This is a genomic window from Brevundimonas sp. GW821-FHT10E09 (assembly GCF_058809375.1).
Genome location: NZ_JBXASO010000014.1, coordinates 1 through 18,135, shown reverse-complemented (window position 1 = coordinate 18,135; position 18,135 = coordinate 1). Strand labels below are relative to the sequence as shown.

The following is an 18,135-nucleotide window of genomic DNA, read 5'->3' as shown; positions in this document are numbered from 1 at the left end:
CGGGGACCTAGGAGCTAGAAAATGGCCAAGGAAAAGTTCGAACGCACGAAGCCGCACTGCAACATCGGCACGATCGGCCACGTTGACCACGGCAAGACGACGCTGACGGCGGCGATCACGATGACGCTGGCCAAGGCCGGCGGCGCCAAGGCGATGGCCTATGCGGACATCGACGCTGCGCCGGAAGAAAAGGCGCGCGGCATCACGATCAACACCGCGCACGTGGAATATGAGACGGCCAACCGTCACTACGCCCACGTCGACTGCCCCGGCCACGCCGACTATGTGAAGAACATGATCACCGGCGCGGCGCAGATGGACGGCGCGATCCTGGTGGTTTCGGCCGCTGACGGCCCGATGCCGCAGACCCGCGAGCACATCCTGCTGGCCCGTCAGGTCGGCGTGCCGGCCCTGGTGGTCTTCATGAACAAGGTCGACCTGGTCGACGACGAAGAACTGCTGGAACTGGTCGAGATGGAAGTGCGCGAGCTGCTGAGCTCGTACCAGTTCCCGGGCGACGATATTCCGATCACCAAGGGTTCGGCCAAGGCCGCGACCGACGGCGTGAACCCGGAAATCGGCGAACAGCGCGTTCTGGCCCTGATGGAAACCGTCGACAGCTACATCCCGCAGCCGGAACGTCCGGTCGACCTGCCCTTCCTGATGCCGGTCGAAGACGTCTTCTCGATCTCGGGCCGCGGCACCGTGGTCACGGGCCGCGTCGAAAAGGGCATCGTCAAGGTCGGTGAAGAAGTCGAGATCGTCGGCATCCGCCCGGTCCAGAAGACGACCTGCACCGGCGTCGAAATGTTCCGCAAGCTGCTGGACCAGGGTCAAGCGGGCGACAACGTCGGCGTTCTGCTGCGCGGCACCAAGCGTGAAGACGTCGAGCGCGGTCAGGTTCTGTGCAAGCCGGGTTCGATCACCCCGCACACCAAGTTCCTGGCTGAAGCCTACATCCTGACCAAGGAAGAGGGCGGCCGTCACACCCCGTTCTTCACCAACTATCGCCCGCAGTTCTACTTCCGCACGACCGACGTGACCGGCATCGTGCAGCTGAAGGAAGGCGTCGAAATGATCATGCCCGGCGACAACGCCGAGCTGAACGTCGAACTGATCACCCCGATCGCCATGGACCAGGGCCTGCGCTTCGCCATCCGTGAAGGCGGCCGCACCGTCGGCGCCGGCGTCGTCGCCAAGATCATCGAGTAATCGAGGATCGAAATCGGCCTCAAGTCGCGAGCCTCCGCGAGGCGAGCATAGGCCGAGAGACAGAGTCGCCTAACAGAACGACCCCCGGAGCGATCCGGGGGCCGTTTTGCTGTGTGGACTGCCTTGCGGCTTCAGATCAGCGCTTGGCGGCCTCGATCATCCGGGCGATCTCGGCGGGGTCGATGCTGGCGGCGGCCTTGCCGTTGACGAAGAAGGTGGGGGTGCCCTGCAGCTTCAGCGCCGCCGCCGCCGTGTGGATGTCGGCGATGTGGCGGGTGGTTTCCGGCGCGACCAGGGTCTGTTTGGCGCGCGCCATGTCCACGCCGTGTTGGGCCAGGATGCGGTCGGTGGATTCGGGCGTCAGGGCGCGCTCGGACATCAGGGCGTCGTAGACTTCCAGATACTTGCCTTGTTGGTGCGCGGCCAGCGCGGCGCGGGCGGCGTACTGGGACGCGACGTCCTCGCCCCGGTCCAGGATGGGCCAATCCTTGAAGACGAAGCGGACGTCAGGGTGGGCCGCCATCAGGGCGCGGAACTGGGGCGCCACGGCCTTGCAGCCGGGGCAGCGGAAGTCGAAGAACTCGATCACCGTCACCTTGGCGTCGGCCGGGCCGAACGCGGGGTCGCGGGCGTCGGGGGCCAGCAGGGTGGCATTGGCGGCCGCCGCTGTATTGGTGTCGTCGACGCGGGCCTGGCCCTCCTTGGCCTGAAGCGCCAGGCTGGCCTCCTGCAGCACCTCGGGGTGGGTCAGCAGATAGGTGCGGACGTCGTCGCCCGAACCGCCGCCGAAATAGGGGGCGGCGGCCAGGCCCAAGGCCACGACCGAGACGCCCAGCGCGACATAGCCGGCGACCGCGCCCGTGAGGCGGCTGCTTTTGGCGGGCGGCGGGGTGTGGGGCTCAGGCGCGGGGGCGTCGTCGGTCATGAAGGCTCGCAGTCAGTAGGGGGGGGCAGGGCGTCAGTTCAGCGTGGTCGGCTTGCGCGCGGCGTCGCGACGATCCAGGTCCAGCAGATCGTCGGGCGTGGCTCCTGACGCAAGGACGATGTCCACCGCCCGGCGCCATTCGATGGAATTGGGGTCCAGCATGCTGCGGGCCCGCAGGGCGAACTGGGTGGCTTCGCGCTCCTGGCCGGCGGCGAAATAATACTCGGCCGTCGCCAGACGGGCCTCGCCCTCCTTGCCCTGGGCGGCGTAGGCCTGGCCCAGCAGGCGCCAGGCCATGGTGTTCTCCCGCTCGGCGACGGTGGCGTGTTTCAGCTGGTCGATGGCCTCGTCCAGGTTCTTGGGATCGTCCGTGCCGATCAGGGCGTGGGCCAGGTTGATGCGCAGCAGGGGGGCGTCGGGCTTGAGCCGCACGGCCTCGCGGTGGGCGGCGACGGCCTCGACCGGACGGCCTTCCTCGAAATAGATCTGGCCCTTCAGTTCGGCGAAATAGGGGTTCTGCGGATCCTCGGCGATCAGGGCGTCCACCGCCGACAGGGCCTTGTCGGTCTGGCCGTCGCGATACCAGGCGATGGCGCGGGCGTAGCGGGCGGGCAGGGCCGTGTTGGTCGAGGGATAGGCGCGCAGGGTGGTGTTCGGCGGATCCATGAAGGCGTGGATCTTGGCCAGGATCAGGGCGTGCTGGGCCATCCGCTCGGGGCTGTCGCGATGATCGTAATGGGGCTGGTCCTGGACGAAGCGGCGCATGGATTCGATGCGCTGCGACGACAGGGGGTGGCTGCGGAAATAGGGATAGCGGCGGGCGTCGGAGAAGACTTCCTGGGCGCGGAAATTCTCGAAGAAGGAGACCAGGCCCGCGCCGGATTCGCCGGCGCCCTCCAGGGCGCGGGCGCCGGTCAGGTCGGCTTCGCCCTCCTGGCCCTGCATATACTGAAGCGCGCCGATCGTGCCGAAATACTGGCTGGAGCCCAGCAGGGCGAGGCCCGCGTCCGGCGCGCCGGCGGCAATGGCCAGGGCCCCGAGGGCCATGGTCATGAACATCGGCTGTTTGGCGGCGTTCTGGGCCCCGTCGCGCAGGGTGTGGCGGTTCTTGATATGGCCTGCCTCGTGCGCCATCACCCCCAGCAGTTCGTTGGGGTTCTTGGTCCGCAGGATCAGGCCGGTGTTGACGCCCATGATCCGCCCACGCGTGGCGAAGGCGTTCAGCTCGTTGTCATTGACCAGGAGAACTTCGACGTCGGTCGGGTTCAACCCCATGGAGACGAAGACCGGATCGACCCATTCGCGGATGATGCCCTCGATCTCGGTGTCGCGGATCAGGCTCTGGGCCGAGGCCTGGCCGGCGGCGACGAGGGCTGCGAAGCCCACCGCCGCCGCGGCCAGAACACGAGATGCGGAACGGGGAAGCCACGTCATGGCGTACTCCAGTAGCGGCCGACCCCCGTCTGCATCCTGACAGTCTAATCGTGACCGATCAGCGGCGCCACCACCCACGTTTGGGCTTTTCGGGCGGGGCCGAGATCTGGTTCGGGTCTTCGGCGATGATCGCCTCGACGTCGATCTCGGGCGTCGGGGCGACGAACGGTTCCGGCAGAGCCGCCGGTTGGGGTTCGACAGCGACCGGCGGGACAGGCCGTTCGACCGGCGAGACCATGACCGGCTCGGCGGCCAGGGCCTCTTGCGGCGTCACGTCCAGTTCGACCGGCGCGCCTTCGAGCGCCGCCTCGTTCGGCTCGATGGCCGTGTCGGGGTGCGGCTCGACGTGCGGCTCGGCGGCGGTCTCGATCGGTTCCAGCGCGGCTTCGGTTTCCCGTGCCGGCTGGACCACGGCGTCGGCGCTGGCCGACTTGCGGCGAACGCGACGACGCTGGGGTTCGGGCGCGACGGCGGGGGCCTCCGTCTCCGGCGTCTGGGCCTGGACGGCGTCGGCCCCGGCTCCATCGGCTACGGCCATCGGCGTCAGGGGCGAACCGTCGGGCGGCATGCCCTCATTGGTGGCGCGGTTCTCGACCTTGATCTCCTGGCCGATGGCGTCGCCGCCCCGACCCCGGCCACGACGACGACGGCGACGCGAACGGCCGCCTTCCTCGCCCGAGCCCTCTGACGCCACGGCGTCCAGACCTTCGACCTCGGCCTGTGCGGCCTGGGGACGCTCGGCGCGATCCGGACGTTCGGCGCGCGCCTCGGGACGGCCAGGGTTCAGCGGGTCGAACCAGACATAAGGATCGTCCAGCGACGGGGTGCGGCCGCGGACCCAGGTGTAGACGTCACGCTCGCCGTCCTCGCGGACGCGGCGGCCGCCACGGCGACCCCGGCGACGGCGACGGCCGTTCTCGTCCTCTTCGTCGTCCGAGGCGTCGTCGATGTTCAGCGTATCAGCGGCTTCTGAGGTGTCGGAGACCTCGGCGGTCTCTTCGTCCCGACGACCGCCGCGACGGCGGCGGTTGCGGCCCCGACCCCGGTCACGACCGCCGGACTCGGCGCGTTCAGCGCGTTCGCGCGGCTCGTCGTCGTCGCTGTCCTCGCGGTCCAGCGCCTCGACGTCTTCCTCGTCCTCGTCGTCGCCGACGATTTCCTCGTCGTCGTCCTCATCCTCGTCTTCGTACAGCGAGGCGTCGAAGTCGTCGTCGAGGTTGGGCATCTCGATCTCGGGCGCGACGAAGTCCTCGTTCGTCTCGGTCCGTTCGATATTGTGCTCGCCCTGGCCCAGGCTGTCGTCGATCTGGACGATGACGTTCAGGCCGCGCCGCTCCAGCAGCGACTGCAGATAGGCGCGCTTGTGGTTCAGGATGTACAGGCCGACGGCGGTGCAGACCTTCAGCACCACGACGCCCGCGCCGTTCTTGCCGGCCTCGATATCGACCGCGCGCAGCGTCATCAGGGCTGCGGATTCGGCGGAGCGGATGCGGCCGGTGCCCTGGCAGTGCGGGCAGGCCTCTGTCGCGCCCTCGATCACGCCCAGGCGACGGCGCTGGCGGCTGATCTCCATCAGGCCGAAGGGCGAGATGCGGCCCATCTGGATGCGGGCGCGGTCGGACGACAGGGCGTCCTTCAGCACGCGCTCGACCGTGCGGTTGTTCTTGCCCTCATCCATGTCGATGAAGTCGATCACGACCAGGCCGGCGAGGTCGCGCAGGCGCAGCTGGCGGGCCGCTTCTTCCGCCGCTTCCATATTGGTCTTGAACGCCGTCTGTTCGACGTTGCGTTCCTTGGTGGCGCGGCCCGAGTTGACGTCAATGGCCACCAGGGCCTCGGTCTGGTTGATGACCAGATAGCCGCCGGACTTCAGCGGCACGACCGGCTGGTGGATCTGGGTCAGCAGTTCTTCGATGCCGTTGGCCGCGAACAGGGGGCGCGAGCCGCGATACAGGTGAACCTTCTTGGCCTGCGACGGCATCAGCACGCGCATGAAGTCGCGCGCCTCCTTGAAGCCCTCGACGCCCTCCACCTGGATGCCGTCGAAATCCTTGTCGAACATGTCGCGCACGGCGCGGCGGACCAGGTTTTCTTCCTCGTAGATGACCGAGGGGGCGTGGGAGGCGAGGGTGGTCTCGCGGATCGTCTCCCACAGCCGCAGCAGATATTGATAATCGCGCTTGATTTCGGCCTTGGTGCGCTTGGCGCCGGCCGTGCGGATGATCAGGCCCATGCCCTTGGGCACTTCCAGGGCCGAGACGGCGCTCTTCAGGCGGCGACGGTCGGAGGTGTTGGTGATCTTGCGGCTGATGCCGCCGCCCTTGCCCGTATTGGGCATCAGGACGCAGTAGCGGCCGGCCAGCGACAGCCAGGTGGTCAGGGCCGCGCCCTTGGCGCCACGCTCGTCCTTGACGACCTGGACCAGCAGGATCTGGCGGCGCTTGATGACGTCCTGGATCTTGTAGCGGCGCATCAGGCGGCGCTTCAGCCGCTCCTCGTCGGCCAGGGCGGCTTCGGGATCGGCGTCGTCGTCGGATTCGCGGCCCAGATCGTCGTCATCGTCGTCGTCATGCGCTTCGGCCATGATGGCTTCGCGGTCGGCGACCGGAATCTGGTAGTAGTCCGGGTGGATTTCGTTGAAGGCCAGGAAGCCGTGGCGGTTGCCGCCGTATTCAATGAACGCAGCCTGCAGGCTGGGCTCTACGCGGGTGACCTTGGCCAGGTAGATGTTGCCGCGAAGCTGGCGCTTCGCACGGGATTCGAAATCGAATTCCTCAATCTGGCGTCCGTCCACGATGGCGACCCGGGTTTCCTCCGGGTGGGCCGCGTCGATCAGCATTGTCTTTGACATGGAAAGTCTCTCTCTGGCGCGCACGGGCCGGCCCTTCCAGAACTCTGGACAGGGTCACGGCGGCTCGCCGAATGGGGGGAGGGGCCGGGGCGCGCGAAATCCCCTCGCCGAAAACGGCGAAGCGGGCTTGGTCAAGCCGTAGGGGGACGCAGGCGGAAAGGCCCATGGAGGTCGTCGGTCCTGAACCGTGCGCGCCAATCCGTTGGAACGGGTAAGGCCGCGACACTGGTCCGCTCTTCGAACCACCGGCGACGCCGGCGCGGTTCTCGGATTGGTGAAAAGTCAGCGCCGCGAGGAGGGCGCGCCGGGTTCCGCTGAGGCGAAGAAGGCGCGATCGGTTCGCGAGCAGTCACATCATAGTCACGCCGGACGCGAATTAAAAGGTGTTCGGCCTTAACCCCCTGAATACGAGCATCTGGCATCATGGCGACCAGGTTCCAGTAGGATTGGGTTCGACGTCGTTATGGGCGGTCGTGTTTTGACAGGTGTAGAGCGCTGGGGCGCGAGGGAATGGGCGATGACCGCCTTGGCCTTCGTCGTCATCTGCACGGTCGCCCTGTTTTCGACGCGGGGTTTCGCCTGGGGCGCCCAGGGGGATGTCCTGGGCGTGCGCTTCGGTGCGGACGGCGACCGGACCCGCGTGGTCATCGATCTGGACAAGTCGACACAGGGGCGCGTCATCGATACAGGCGCCGCGGGCCGGGTCACCCTGGCCCTGAACGGCGTCGCGCCCGGCCGCGGCCTGAACGGCGGCGGTTCGGGCCTGGTCCGCTCCTATCAGGTCAGCGCCTCGGGCGGGGCGTCACGGATTGAGCTGGAGCTGGCGCGCGGCAGCGAGATCGAGCGCCGCTTTCTGCTGCCCCCCGGCGACGGGGTGGCCCATTATCGCTATGTCGTCGATCTGAAGGCTGTCGGTGGAGCTATAGCCGCGTCACGACCCGCGCCGCGGACGACGCCGGCGCCGCGTCGCGCCGAACGCCCGCTGATCGTCATCGACGCGGGGCACGGCGGCAAGGACCCGGGCGCCAGCGGAGCCCTGACCCGTGAGAAACAGGTCACCCTGGCCGCCGCCCTGGTTCTAAAGACCGAGCTGGAGCGCACCGGCCGCTATCGGGTTCGCCTGACGCGGGCCGATGACACCTATGTCGATCTGTATCGCCGCGTTTCCATCGCCCGCCAGTCGGACGCCGATCTGTTCATCTCGCTGCACGCCGACGCCGGGTCCGATCCGGCCCTGCGCGGCGCCAGCGTCTATACCCTGTCGGAACAGGGCGCCGGACGGGCCGTGCGCGAGTTCACGCGGACCGACAATTGGCACCGCGAACTGCACCTGCCGGGGCGGGACCCGTCGGTGGACCGTATCCTGCTGGACATGACCCAGCGCGCCACCCAGAACCGTTCGGCCCAGTTCGCCCGCGTCCTGCTGACCCATCTGGAAGGCTCCGACCATCCGCTGCTGCGCCGCAGCCACCGTGACGCCGGCCTGGCCGTGCTGCTGGCGCCCGATGTGCCGGCCGTGCTGCTGGAGATGGGCTTCATCACCAATCCCGAGGACGAGCGTCTGCTGACCGACGAACGCGCGCGTCGCCGTTTGATGAAGTCGGTCGCGGACGGCATCGACCGCTATTTCCGGGAGCCGACGGCCCCGTTGATGACGGCGTCGACTGATGGAGCCGGGCAGCCCTGACTTCGGCTGCAACCAGGCTTCGGCTCAGCGGTTTGCGTGACTATGAAAAAGAGAGCGATCATCACCGGGGGCGCAGGCCTGATCGGCGCCGGACTTTGTCAGGCCCTGACGGATCGGGGCTGGGAGGTCGCCGCCTTTGACCTCAAGCCCGCCTCGTCCGGCGCGCGGTCGGTTCTCTGCGACGTCGGCGACGAAGCCTCGGTCGCGGCGGCCTTTGTCGAACTGGGATGGTCGGAGCTGGATCTTCTGGTCAGCAACGCCGGCGTCGCTGATCCGACCAACGGCCCCCTGGCCGACCTGTCGCTGGAGGCCTGGCGCCGGACGGTGGACAGCCACCTGACGGGCGCCTTCCTGATGTCTCGCGCCGCCATCCCGATGCTGCGGGAAGGGGCCAGCATCATTCACATGACCTCGACCCGGGCGATCATGTCTGAGCCCCAGACCGAGGCCTATGCTGCGGCCAAGGGCGCGCTGTCCGCCCTGACCCATGCGATGGCGATCAGTCTGGGGCCGAAGATCAGGGTCAATGCGATCGCGCCGGGCTGGATCGCCGCGCCGGAAGGTCTGAGTGAAAGCGATCACGCCCAGCATCCCGTGGGGCGTGTCGGACGCGCCGAGGACATCGCCGAGGCCGTCCTCTATCTCGTCGAGGCCGGATTCGTCACCGGACAGGTGCTGACGGTGGACGGCGGCATGACCCGCAAGATGATCTACGCCGACTGAAGGCGCGGATCCGCCAGCCTGGTTTAGGCCAAGCCCGCCTTTTTCAGTGTCTTCCAGGCCTTGATGACGCGTTGCAGCTTGGCCTCGGCGCCGCGGTCGCCGCCGTTGGTGTCCGGATGGAAGCGTTTCAGAAGGTCGTGGTACTGAGACTTGATCTTGGCCTTCTCGGCGCCGGGATCGAGATCGAGATCGGCCAGGGCGGCGCGTTCCAGCTTGCCGATTCGGCGGTCCTCGGTCGGGGACTGCGGGGCCTGGTCGCCGCGACGGCCGAACAGGCCGAAACTGTCACGCCAGGAGCCGGCGCCGGTGTTGTTCGCTGTGCCCATCTTGGCGGAGAAGGCGGCGGCCTCGCGCGTGAACTTGCCGGCCTTCATCTCCCAGGTCGGACGACCGCCGGTCATGGCCTCGTTCTCCTGGACGGCGCGGACCTGGCCTTCGCTCATTCCGGCGTAGAAGTTCCAGCCCTTGTTGTATTCGCCCGCATGCCCCTGGCAGAACTCGTAGAAGTCGTTCAGCCGCTCGCGCGACTTGGGCGCCCTGGCGGTCGCGGCCTTGCGGCAGTCGGGCCATTGGCACGGTTTTTCGCCCGGCTTCAGGTGCAGGACGTCCGCCTTGGCGGCTTCCTCCTCGGGCTTCGGCGGCTTGACCCGAATGTCGGTGAAGCGCGGCTTGTATTGAAAGGAAGCGGACATCGCCCGAAGTGTAGTGTGGAATTGGACCTCTTCAAGGAAACGATCATGTCAGACGGCCCTGTGGCGACGATTATCCGTGAAAAACTGAACGCCGCGCTTTCGCCGCAACGGCTGGAGATCGAAGACGACAGCGGACGGCACGCCGGCCACCACCACGAAGGCGGCATGGACGCAAAGCCCGGCGGCGAAAGCCACTTCAATCTGGTGGTCGTTTCTGCGGCGTTCGAAGGACAGTCGCGGCTGGAGCGGCAGAGGACGGTCAACGGGGTGCTGAAACAGGAGCTGTCGGGCCCGATTCACGCCCTGTCGATCCGGGCTCTCACCCCCGTCGAAGATTCCCACAGCGCCTGATTGCGAAGAAAACCAGCGTTCACTCCGTCTTAGAACCTTCGTCCTAGCGTCACGCGACCAAACAGAACGTGGGGACGGCTGGAACATGGTGGAATCTGACGGCGTCGCGAAGGCCTTTGCGGGCGACCGGCGCGCGGGCGATCCTGCTCAGGCCCTGACGGCCATCCTGCAGACCCAATATCTGCGGTACCTGATCATCGCCAGCTGGGCCCTGGGTCTGCTGGGCACGGTGGCTTGGTGGCAGGCCATGATATGGTTCGTGGTCACTTTGGCGGCCGGTTCCATCCGCGGCGTCGTCGAACACAAGCTCAGCCACCGCGTCGATGTCGGTTGGGGCATGGTTTTCCCCGCCGTGGCGACCGTCACCACCGCCGCATGGGCCGCTGCGCCGCTGATGGCCTGGTTCTCGAATTCGGCGTTCGGTCAGACCCTGGCCGTCGCCCTGATCATTTCGGGCTATGTGCTGGTCTTCGCCCAGTTGCGCAATTCGCCGCGGCAGGCCGTCATCATCTCTTCGCCCTATGGCGTCGCCGCCTGTATTATCCTGTTCAGCCTGTGGGGGACGCCGCAGTTCTGGTCGATGTTGGCCGTCCTGCCGTTCACCATGGCCTGTCTGTTCGTCCTGGTCACCATGACCATGCTGCGCGAGCGTCGGATCGACGCCTTCCAGGCGCATCAGGCCCATCTGATCGAGGAGCTGGAGGCTGCACGCGACAAGGCGGACGCCGCCAACGACGCCAAGTCGAACTTCCTGGGCGTCATCTCGCACGAGCTTCGCACGCCGATGAACGGCGTCCTCGGGGCGGCCCAGCTGCTCAGTGCGACGCGACTTGAAGGGGCCCAGCGCGAATATCTGTCGATCATCCGCAATTCCGGGGACAATCTTCTGTCCCTGCTGAACGACATCCTCGACATGACCAAGATCGAGGCGGGAAAGATGACCTTCGAAGTCGTCGATGTCGTCGTCGATGACCTGCAGCGCCGGATTTCCGGACCCTTCGAGGCCCAGGCCGAGGCCAAGGGGCTGACCTTCGTGTCCGAACTGGAAGGGGACATTCCGGCCGTGGTGCGCGGGGATCCGCTACGGGTCTGCCAGGTCGTGCAGAACCTGCTCTCGAACGCGGTCAAGTTCACCGACGTCGGCGAAATCCGCTATGTCGTGCGCGGCCGACGTATTTCCGACCGCAGGGTCGGGTTCGAGTTCTGCGTCACCGACAGCGGAGCCGGCATTTCTCCGACCGATCTCGAGCGGTTGTTCCAGCCCTTCACCCAGGTGGACGCCTCCTCGACGCGCCGGTTCGGCGGCACGGGCCTGGGGCTGACCATCGCGCGACGCATGGCCAACATCATGGGCGGCGACATCAGCGTCGATTCCTCCGTGGGCCGCGGGTCGAGCTTCACCCTGACCGTCGAAGCCGAGGTGGTGGAATGGAGCCGCCGTGTCTCGATCGAACGGGTCGAGACCGAGATAGAATGCTGTGAAAGCCTGCGGGTGCTGGTGGTCGAGGACCATCCGGTGAACCGCATGATTCTGGAGGCCTGGATGAGCACGGCCTCGCATGTCACCGCCACGGCCGAGAACGGGCAACTGTCCCTGGAGGCGGCGAGCGAGCAGCAGTTCGACCTGATCATCATGGACGTCAACATGCCGGTGATGGACGGCCTGACCGCCACCCGCAGGATCCGCGAAGGCCAGGGGCTCAACGCCGACACGCCCATCGTCGTGCTGTCCGCCTCGGCGCGCAGCGAAGACCATCAGGCCGGCCTGGACGCGGGCGCGGACGCCTATCTGACCAAACCCATCGATTTCGGGGCCCTGGCCGAGATGATGAGCCGTGTTCCGGGCGGACGCGAGGCCGTGGGCCGCGCCATGTCGCCTGCGGAACAGTCGGTCGCCGCCTGATTGAGGCTGAAAGGCGGTCCTGGTCTGAACGGCAGGCGACCGCGCCGGTTCAGACCCGCCTCAGCCGCCGGTCTCCATAGTGTGGGCAGTCGAATGGTTCGGCCGCAGATGGAGACATCCCATGAAGAAGATTCTCACCGCCACGATGGCCGCGGTCCTGGCCGCCACCGCCGTGGGCGCCGCCGGAGCCGCCTCGGCCCAGTCTCGTGACGACCGCCGCTACGAACAGCGCCAGGACAACCGCCAGCACAATCGCCATGACGGGCGTGACGAAAGACGCGATGACCGCCACGACCGCCGGGATGATCGCCGCGACTTCCGTCGGGACCAGCGTCAGGATCGCCAGGAGTATCGCCAGGATCAACGGCAGTACGGCCGCTGGCAGCAGGCCCAGCGTCGCTATCATGCGCCGCGCTATGTCGCCCCGCGCGGCTATGCGGTTCGCACCTGGAGCTATGGCCAGCGCATGCCGTCCTATTACCGCAGCAACGGTTATGTGGTGAACGACTACGGCCGCTACGGCCTGCGCGCGCCGCCGCGCGGCTATCAGTATGTCCGGAGCGGCAATGACGTGGTGCTGGCGGCGGTCGCGGGCGGTCTGATCACCGCCGTCATCGCCGGACTGTTCAACTGATCATCGCGTGATCCGATCTGCGCCCCGGAGGGAAACCTCCGGGGCGTTTTTCGTTCTGGGCTGACGGCGACGTCTCGAGCGCCCCATATGGATGCCCATGCGCGCCTTCGCCGAACTTCTGGACCGCCTGTCGCTGACCGCCTCGCGGAACGCCAAGCTGGTGCTGGTGCGGGACTATCTGAAGACGACGCCCGATCCGGATCGGGGCTGGGCCCTGGCGGCCCTGACCGGCGACCTGACCTTCGATGCGGCCAAGCCCGCCATGATCCGCAAGGCGGTCGAGGCGCGGGTGGACGGGGTGCTGTTCGGCTGGTCCTATGACTATGTCGGCGACCTGGCCGAGACGGTCGCCCTGATCTGGCCGGCGCCGTCCGACCGCCGGCCCAATCGCGAGCCCGAACTGGGCGAGGTGATCGAGGGGTTGCGGACCGCGACCCGCGCCGAGGTCAAGGGCCTGCTGGAGGGCTGGCTGGACGCCCTGGAGCCCAAGGGACGCTGGGCCTTGTTGAAGCTGATGACCGGCGGGTTGCGGGTTGGGCTGTCGGGCCGGCTGGCCAAGACGGCGGCGGCGATGATGCGGCCCGAGACGCGTCTGACGCCTCCTTCACCGGACGGGGCGGAGACGATTACGCCGCTTGAGCCGGTGGACGTCTCGGCCATCGAGGAGGTCTGGCACGCGGTCCCGCCCCCCTATGGCGATCTGTTCGCCTGGCTGGAGGGACGGGCCGAACGGCCCAGCCCGGATGCGCCAGGGCGGTTCCGCCCGGTGATGCTAGCTGTCGCTGTCGACGAGGCGGTCGATTTTCCCAAGATGGACCCGGCCGACTACGCCGCCGAATGGAAGTGGGACGGCATCCGGGTTCAGGCGGTGGTCGAGGGCGCGGTCCGCAAACTGTGGTCCCGCACCGGGGACGAGATTTCGGGCGCCTTCCCCGATGTGATGGAGGCCCTGGCGTTCGAGGGCGCGCTGGACGGCGAACTGGTGGTCTGGCGCGACGGCGCCATCGCCCCCTTCGGCGACCTGCAACAAAGGCTGAACCGCAAGACGGTGGACGCCAGGACCATGGCGGCCTTTCCGGCGGCGGTGGTCGCCTATGACCTGCTGGCGGACGGCGCGACGGATTTGCGAAGCCTGTCCCTGCGTGAGCGGCGGGCGCGACTGGAGACCCTGGTCCAGGGCCATGGGGGCGGGCGGCTGCATCTGTCGCCCCTGGTCGAATATGCGGACTGGGACAGCCTGGCCCGGCTGCGGGCCGATCCGCCGGTCGGGGCGGCGGCCGAGGGGCTGATGCTCAAGCGGTGGGACAGCCCCTATGTGGCGGGCCGCCCCAAGGGGCCGTGGTTCAAGTGGAAGCGGGATCCTCACGTCATCGACGCCGTCCTGATGTACGCCCAGCGCGGGCACGGCAAACGGTCCAGCTTCTATTCCGACTATACCTTCGGGGTCTGGACGGAGGAGGGGGCGCTGACCCCCGTGGGCAAGGCCTATTTCGGCTTCACCGACGAAGAACTGAAACAGCTCGACAAGTTCGTGCGCGACCACACGGTGGGCCGGTTCGGGCCGGTGCGGTCGGTGCGGGCCGAGCGGGATTTCGGCCTGGTGCTGGAGATCGCCTTCGAGGGGCTTCAGCGTTCGACCCGGCACAAGTCGGGCGTGGCGATGCGTTTTCCCCGCGTCAGCCGCATCCGCTGGGACAAGCCCGCACGCGAGGCGGACACCCTCGACGCCGTCATGGACTTGCTGGATGCGATAGAGACCGGAGGGGGGCGCATCGCCAAGGTCTAGCGCCTTGCCGCGGGTGAGACCGCGACGCGGCTTTGACCGGGTCGGGGCAAGCCCTCGCCGAACGGGGCCTTCCGGCGTAAAGACTTCGGCCTGGAAATAGGTCGAGTGCGTCTGGCTTCAGTAGCGTTGAACCAGATGATTTACTCATATCTGCCGAGCGATCAGCCAATTGCAAAGCGTTGCAGTAAAGGCCGCCGCCGTTGTCGTAGTGCAGGCGGTCGTTACGACTCTATTGCGCGGATGATGGCCCTAATTGGCGTTTCTTTCGGAACGATTTGAGGCGGAGGCCACTTCAAATCTGTATCTCGAAAGGACACGCATCATGATCAAGCCCATCTTCGCGCTCGTCGCCGCCGGCGCTCTGCTGGCCGCTTGCGGCGACAATGCCGAGTCGACCGGACCGGTCGAAGGTCCGGCGGTCTCGACGTCGGAAACGCCCCGCAATCCTGCGGTGGATACGGACGACACCACCCAGACCACGGCGCTGACGCCCGGCGCCAATTCCTTCACCGAAGGCCAGGCCCGGGAAGCGATCGAGAAGCAAGGCTACACGGACGTCGGACCGCTGATGCAAAACGAGAACGGCGTCTGGTCCGCCACGGCCATGAAGGACGGCGCTCAAGCCACCGTCTCGGTCGACTACAAGGGCGTCGTCACCGCGCAATAGGCGCGCGCGTCTTCCCAGATTTTCAAACCATCAGATTCAGGAGCGCCCAATGGCGACCGTCACCCGTCTCTTCGACAGCCACACCCAGGCCCTGCAGGCCGTGTCAGACCTGGAAGCCGCCGGCTTCAAGCCTGACGACATCAGCATCGTGTCCAACAACGCCGACAACTGGCACGCCGGCCATTCGCATCCCCACAAGGACGGCGCGGGCCCGCTCGGCGACCGCAACGGCGACGGAGAGAATGATGTCGCCGACGGAGCCGGCACGGGCGCGGCGACCGGCGGCCTGGCCGGGGCCGGGGCCGGTCTCCTGGCCGGTCTGGGAATGTTGGCCATCCCCGGGCTTGGGCCGGTCGTGGCGGCAGGCTGGCTCGCCTCGACGGCGGTCGGCGCCGCCATAGGCGCGGCGGCCGGGGGCGCTACAGGCGGCCTGCTCGGCGCCCTGAAGGAGGCCGGCCACTCGGACGAAGACGCCAATGTCTACGCCGAAGGGGTCCGGCGCGGCGGAACCCTGGTCAGCGTCAAGTCAGACGGTGACGATGAAAGCCGGGTCGAGGCCATCCTGAACGGCCGCCAGGGCTTCGACGCCGTGTCGCGCGGCGAAGCCTATCGCGCCTCCGGTTGGAGCCGGTTCGACAGCGATGCTCAACCCTACAGCAGTGAAGACATCTCGCGAGAGCGGGCCCTCTACCGCTAGGGGCAGGCCGGATGCGACGCCCGCCAGCCAAGACGCTGGCGGGCGAAGATGGTTGAGGGCGAGATGCGAGTTGCTGACTCTCAGCCCCGCGACGCCGCGAACCGTGATTTCGCAGTCGGTTCGACAGCCGTCTCGTTCCGGAGAGCGGCTGAATTTTCTGATTTATAAAGGGAAAGACGATGGTGGGTGATGTAGGGTTCGAACCTACGACCCGCTGATTAAGAGATGCCGATGTACGGCGCTCCGAACACCGCGAAATCAGCGAAAGTGTGCGATCCAGATTATTGATATAATTGAGTATTTTCGCGATACGGCGTGGGCTATCGTAGATTTACGGGTTGAAACCATGCTGCCTCCGGGCGTCAATTTCACCGTTTTTCTCACCGTTTTTCTGGCCCCGATCTCACCGTTTTTCACGCGAAAAAGTCAGCAAATGTCGAACCTGCGTTTGACCCTCACAGACAAGAATCTGATCGGCCTGCCCCTGGCCCGCGATCGCCCCTATATCGCCCGCGACACCGACCTCGGCGGCTTCTTCGTGGTCGTGGGCAAGACCTCCAAGACCTTCACGATCCAGGCCGATCTTCATGGTGAGGACGGCGCGCGGACCACCATCCGGATGGCGGTCGGCGAGGTGGGGTCCATCAACTCGCGCGAGGCGCGCAGTCGGGCCAAGGCGCTCATCGGCCGGATTGGGAAGGGCGAGGATCCTCGACCGCCCAAGGTCAAGAAGGTCAAGCCGCTCCCGGCCGAGATCGACGGAGCGCCGATCACCTCGCCCGATGGCGTGCCGACCCTCGGCGAGGCCTGGCGTCGGTTCAGGGCCTCGCATCTGCTGCGCAAGAAACGCGCGGAAGGCACGCTGCGAGGCTATACGGATCACATGGAGCGGCTCTTCGCCGACTGGCTCGACCGGCCGCTGTCGGAGTTCGGCGACGCGCCCCTCCTAGTCACCGATCGGCACGACCTCATCACCCAGAACAACGGCCCGGCGATCGCCAACGGGGCGATGCGCAGTTTCCGATCCGTCTACAATCACGCCCGCAAGACCTGTCGAAAACTCCCGGCGGAGAATCCGGTGAGCGCGGTGGACTGGAATCCCGAGCATCGCAAGGATACCGCCATGGGGGTCGCCGACTTGCCCGCCTGGTTCGAACAGCTCGCCAAGATCCAGAACCCGATCCGCAGGGAGTTTCACCTCTTTCTGCTGCTCTCCGGATCGCGACCCGAGGTGATGAAAAATGTCCGCATCGCCGACCTCGATCTGCGCGAACGCGTCTTGCGCCTGACCAAGCCCAAGGGCGGAGAGGCCAAGGCCTTCGATATTCCCCTGTCTCGCACCATGATGGAATGCGTCTTCCGCCTGCGCCGCATCGGGCCGATTATCTATCCGAACAGCGGACGGACTTGGCTCTTTCCGAGCGACGCGCCGAGCGGTCATCTTCAGGAGCATAAGGAAAAGCGCGGGGTCCTCAGCCACTGGGGAAACGATCTGCGCCAGACCTATCGTACCCTGGGTCAGGCTGCGGAGGTGTCGGAGGTGGACATGCACCTCTTGATGAACCACTCGCTGCCCGGCGTGAACGCCGGCTACATCACGCGCTCCAAGCTGATGCGCGATCATCTGCGCGCCCAGCAGGAAAAACTGTCCCGGTTTATCCTGGGCGCCGCCGTCGGACGCGGCAGACGCCCCAGCGACGATCTCAGCCGTTGGCTCAACAGCACAAGCCGCGCCTTGCTCGAAGACTTGATGGCGGAGAACCCTGACGTAGCGCGGTTGAAGGGCGGATCGCGCGCCGCGTTGCGCAAGCTCGAGGTTCAGGCCGCCCGGCTTGCGGTTCACGCTCTGCCGTCAGTTCTGATCGACGCTCCCTCGCGGCGCAGTCGGGCCGGGCGAACGCGCCTGGGAAGAGCCGCGGCTGAGACCCAGCGCGTCACGAGATGAGGAGAACCCAGGGAGAGCAGGCTAGCCAGGGGGGCGGCGACATTCTCCTTCTCGCAAACCTGAGGCGCCGAGATGCGGCGTCCGAATGGGGGGGCGGGCCAGGAACTTCTGCGACGAAGCCCGGCGTTTCAGCACCGGCCGCCGCCGACGTCACAGACGTCCCCCGGCTCCCGGTCGGCCCCTATCGTTCCGGAGCCCGCCGTTGATCAGTCTAGCGGACTCAGGCGGCGCGCGTCACTCGGTCCGATAAAAGCCCGTCCCCAAATGCCTCAAGCTTTGCTAGTGTGGCGGTGTCAGGGCGCGCCGACCTCGTGCCTCGACCTGCGGCCCGGCGCGCTCATCCCCCTGAGGCCGGGCCGCACCCTTCGCGCCTTGTGGACCTGCGGGCGAGACCCGGGCCTTTTACGCATCAAAGAGGCAGGGCGCCGCCAAAACCGCAGCCGCCACGGACCCGAGATCTCGACGTTGTCCTTTGACGGATCGCTGTTCCCAGCCCTCCTGTCCCGTGCTTTGCTGAAGCGCTGCGGCGTCGCCCGACGCCTCGGCAGGCGGCTGTCAATCGGCGTCTAAAAGGGACCCCCTATCGGCGTGCAATAGGGACCCCCTTTTGAGGTTCGGGATGGACGTC

The 18,135-nt window shown here is 66.9% G+C and carries 14 protein-coding genes; 10 read left to right on the top strand and 4 right to left on the bottom strand.

Annotation, left to right across the window (positions count from 1 at the left end; all coding sequences use genetic code 11):
- Positions 1-21: 21 nt before the first annotated feature.
- Positions 22-1,212, top strand: a complete 1,191-nt coding sequence (gene tuf, locus AC1RSI_RS13470) for an elongation factor Tu (RefSeq protein ID WP_040349698.1) — start codon at positions 22-24, stop codon at positions 1,210-1,212.
- A 136-nt stretch (positions 1,213-1,348) separates the two neighbouring features.
- Here the strand turns inward: tuf and AC1RSI_RS13465 are convergent, their stop codons facing one another.
- The 3 genes from AC1RSI_RS13465 to AC1RSI_RS13455 are packed head-to-tail and all read right to left on the bottom strand — an operon-like array spanning position 1,349 to position 6,422.
- Positions 1,349-2,137, bottom strand: coding sequence for a DsbA family protein (locus AC1RSI_RS13465; RefSeq protein ID WP_447941465.1), 789 nt, complete (start codon positions 2,135-2,137; stop codon positions 1,349-1,351).
- Positions 2,138-2,170: 33 nt separating this feature from the next.
- On the bottom strand, positions 2,171-3,571 hold the full coding sequence (locus AC1RSI_RS13460) for a M48 family metalloprotease (protein ID WP_035311293.1): 1,401 nt from the start codon (positions 3,569-3,571) through the stop codon (positions 2,171-2,173).
- Between the two features lie 58 nt (positions 3,572-3,629).
- The gene (locus tag AC1RSI_RS13455) at positions 3,630-6,422 is read right to left on the bottom strand and encodes an Rne/Rng family ribonuclease (protein ID WP_196066378.1); all 2,793 of its coding nucleotides are present in this window, start codon (positions 6,420-6,422) and stop codon (positions 3,630-3,632) included.
- A gap of 517 nt (positions 6,423-6,939) precedes the next feature.
- Here AC1RSI_RS13455 and AC1RSI_RS13450 point away from each other — a divergent pair.
- Complete coding sequence (locus AC1RSI_RS13450) at positions 6,940-8,109, top strand: N-acetylmuramoyl-L-alanine amidase family protein (protein ID WP_008258855.1); 1,170 nt, start codon at positions 6,940-6,942, stop codon at positions 8,107-8,109.
- A gap of 42 nt (positions 8,110-8,151) precedes the next feature.
- Positions 8,152-8,832 (top strand): SDR family oxidoreductase, encoded by a 681-nt coding sequence (locus tag AC1RSI_RS13445; protein ID WP_035306188.1) that lies wholly within the window; start codon positions 8,152-8,154, stop codon positions 8,830-8,832.
- A 23-nt stretch (positions 8,833-8,855) separates the two neighbouring features.
- Here the strand turns inward: AC1RSI_RS13445 and AC1RSI_RS13440 are convergent, their stop codons facing one another.
- On the bottom strand, positions 8,856-9,524 hold the full coding sequence (locus tag AC1RSI_RS13440) for a J domain-containing protein (protein WP_008261316.1): 669 nt from the start codon (positions 9,522-9,524) through the stop codon (positions 8,856-8,858).
- Between the two features lie 45 nt (positions 9,525-9,569).
- Between AC1RSI_RS13440 and AC1RSI_RS13435 the strand changes: the two genes are divergently transcribed.
- The 7 genes from AC1RSI_RS13435 (at position 9,570) to AC1RSI_RS13405 (ending at position 17,507) form a co-directional block, all read left to right on the top strand.
- Positions 9,570-9,875 carry a BolA family protein gene (locus AC1RSI_RS13435; protein ID WP_035306246.1) on the top strand — a complete coding sequence of 102 codons (306 nt, stop codon included), beginning with the start codon at positions 9,570-9,572 and terminating at the stop codon, positions 9,873-9,875.
- Between the two features lie 85 nt (positions 9,876-9,960).
- Entirely contained in the window at positions 9,961-11,778 is a 1,818-nt protein-coding gene (locus AC1RSI_RS13430; protein WP_008263581.1) for a response regulator, read from the top strand.
- A 121-nt stretch (positions 11,779-11,899) separates the two neighbouring features.
- Positions 11,900-12,412: an RcnB family protein gene (locus tag AC1RSI_RS13425; RefSeq protein WP_008262246.1), complete on the top strand. Its 513-nt coding sequence runs from the start codon at positions 11,900-11,902 to the stop codon at positions 12,410-12,412.
- A gap of 97 nt (positions 12,413-12,509) precedes the next feature.
- Positions 12,510-14,198: a cisplatin damage response ATP-dependent DNA ligase gene (locus tag AC1RSI_RS13420; protein WP_447941466.1), complete on the top strand. Its 1,689-nt coding sequence runs from the start codon at positions 12,510-12,512 to the stop codon at positions 14,196-14,198.
- A gap of 322 nt (positions 14,199-14,520) precedes the next feature.
- Positions 14,521-14,865: a hypothetical protein gene (locus AC1RSI_RS13415; protein WP_230307641.1), complete on the top strand. Its 345-nt coding sequence runs from the start codon at positions 14,521-14,523 to the stop codon at positions 14,863-14,865.
- A gap of 49 nt (positions 14,866-14,914) precedes the next feature.
- Positions 14,915-15,562, top strand: a complete 648-nt coding sequence (locus AC1RSI_RS13410; protein ID WP_035306196.1) for a hypothetical protein — start codon at positions 14,915-14,917, stop codon at positions 15,560-15,562.
- 433 nt (positions 15,563-15,995) lie between these two features.
- Positions 15,996-17,507, top strand: a complete 1,512-nt coding sequence (locus tag AC1RSI_RS13405; RefSeq protein WP_196066377.1) for an integrase arm-type DNA-binding domain-containing protein — start codon at positions 15,996-15,998, stop codon at positions 17,505-17,507.
- Positions 17,508-18,135 lie beyond the last annotated feature (628 nt).

Excerpts from the sequence above, each read along its gene's own strand:
- AC1RSI_RS13440 (WP_008261316.1), bottom strand. The coding sequence starts at position 9,524 with ATGTCCGCTTCCTTTCAATACAAGCCGCGCTTCACCGACATTCGGGTC.
- AC1RSI_RS13465 (WP_447941465.1), bottom strand. The coding sequence starts at position 2,137 with ATGACCGACGACGCCCCCGCGCCTGAGCCCCACACCCCGCCGCCCGCC.
- AC1RSI_RS13455 (WP_196066378.1), bottom strand. The coding sequence starts at position 6,422 with ATGTCAAAGACAATGCTGATCGACGCGGCCCACCCGGAGGAAACCCGG.
- AC1RSI_RS13405 (WP_196066377.1), top strand. The coding sequence starts at position 15,996 with ATGTCGAACCTGCGTTTGACCCTCACAGACAAGAATCTGATCGGCCTG.
- AC1RSI_RS13430 (WP_008263581.1), top strand. The coding sequence starts at position 9,961 with ATGGTGGAATCTGACGGCGTCGCGAAGGCCTTTGCGGGCGACCGGCGC.
- tuf (WP_040349698.1), top strand. The coding sequence starts at position 22 with ATGGCCAAGGAAAAGTTCGAACGCACGAAGCCGCACTGCAACATCGGC.
- AC1RSI_RS13435 (WP_035306246.1), top strand. The coding sequence starts at position 9,570 with ATGTCAGACGGCCCTGTGGCGACGATTATCCGTGAAAAACTGAACGCC.
- AC1RSI_RS13445 (WP_035306188.1), top strand. The coding sequence starts at position 8,152 with ATGAAAAAGAGAGCGATCATCACCGGGGGCGCAGGCCTGATCGGCGCC.
- AC1RSI_RS13420 (WP_447941466.1), top strand. The coding sequence starts at position 12,510 with ATGCGCGCCTTCGCCGAACTTCTGGACCGCCTGTCGCTGACCGCCTCG.
- AC1RSI_RS13450 (WP_008258855.1), top strand. The coding sequence starts at position 6,940 with ATGACCGCCTTGGCCTTCGTCGTCATCTGCACGGTCGCCCTGTTTTCG.
- AC1RSI_RS13415 (WP_230307641.1), top strand. The coding sequence starts at position 14,521 with ATGATCAAGCCCATCTTCGCGCTCGTCGCCGCCGGCGCTCTGCTGGCC.
- AC1RSI_RS13425 (WP_008262246.1), top strand. The coding sequence starts at position 11,900 with ATGAAGAAGATTCTCACCGCCACGATGGCCGCGGTCCTGGCCGCCACC.
- AC1RSI_RS13460 (WP_035311293.1), bottom strand. The coding sequence starts at position 3,571 with ATGACGTGGCTTCCCCGTTCCGCATCTCGTGTTCTGGCCGCGGCGGCG.
- AC1RSI_RS13410 (WP_035306196.1), top strand. The coding sequence starts at position 14,915 with ATGGCGACCGTCACCCGTCTCTTCGACAGCCACACCCAGGCCCTGCAG.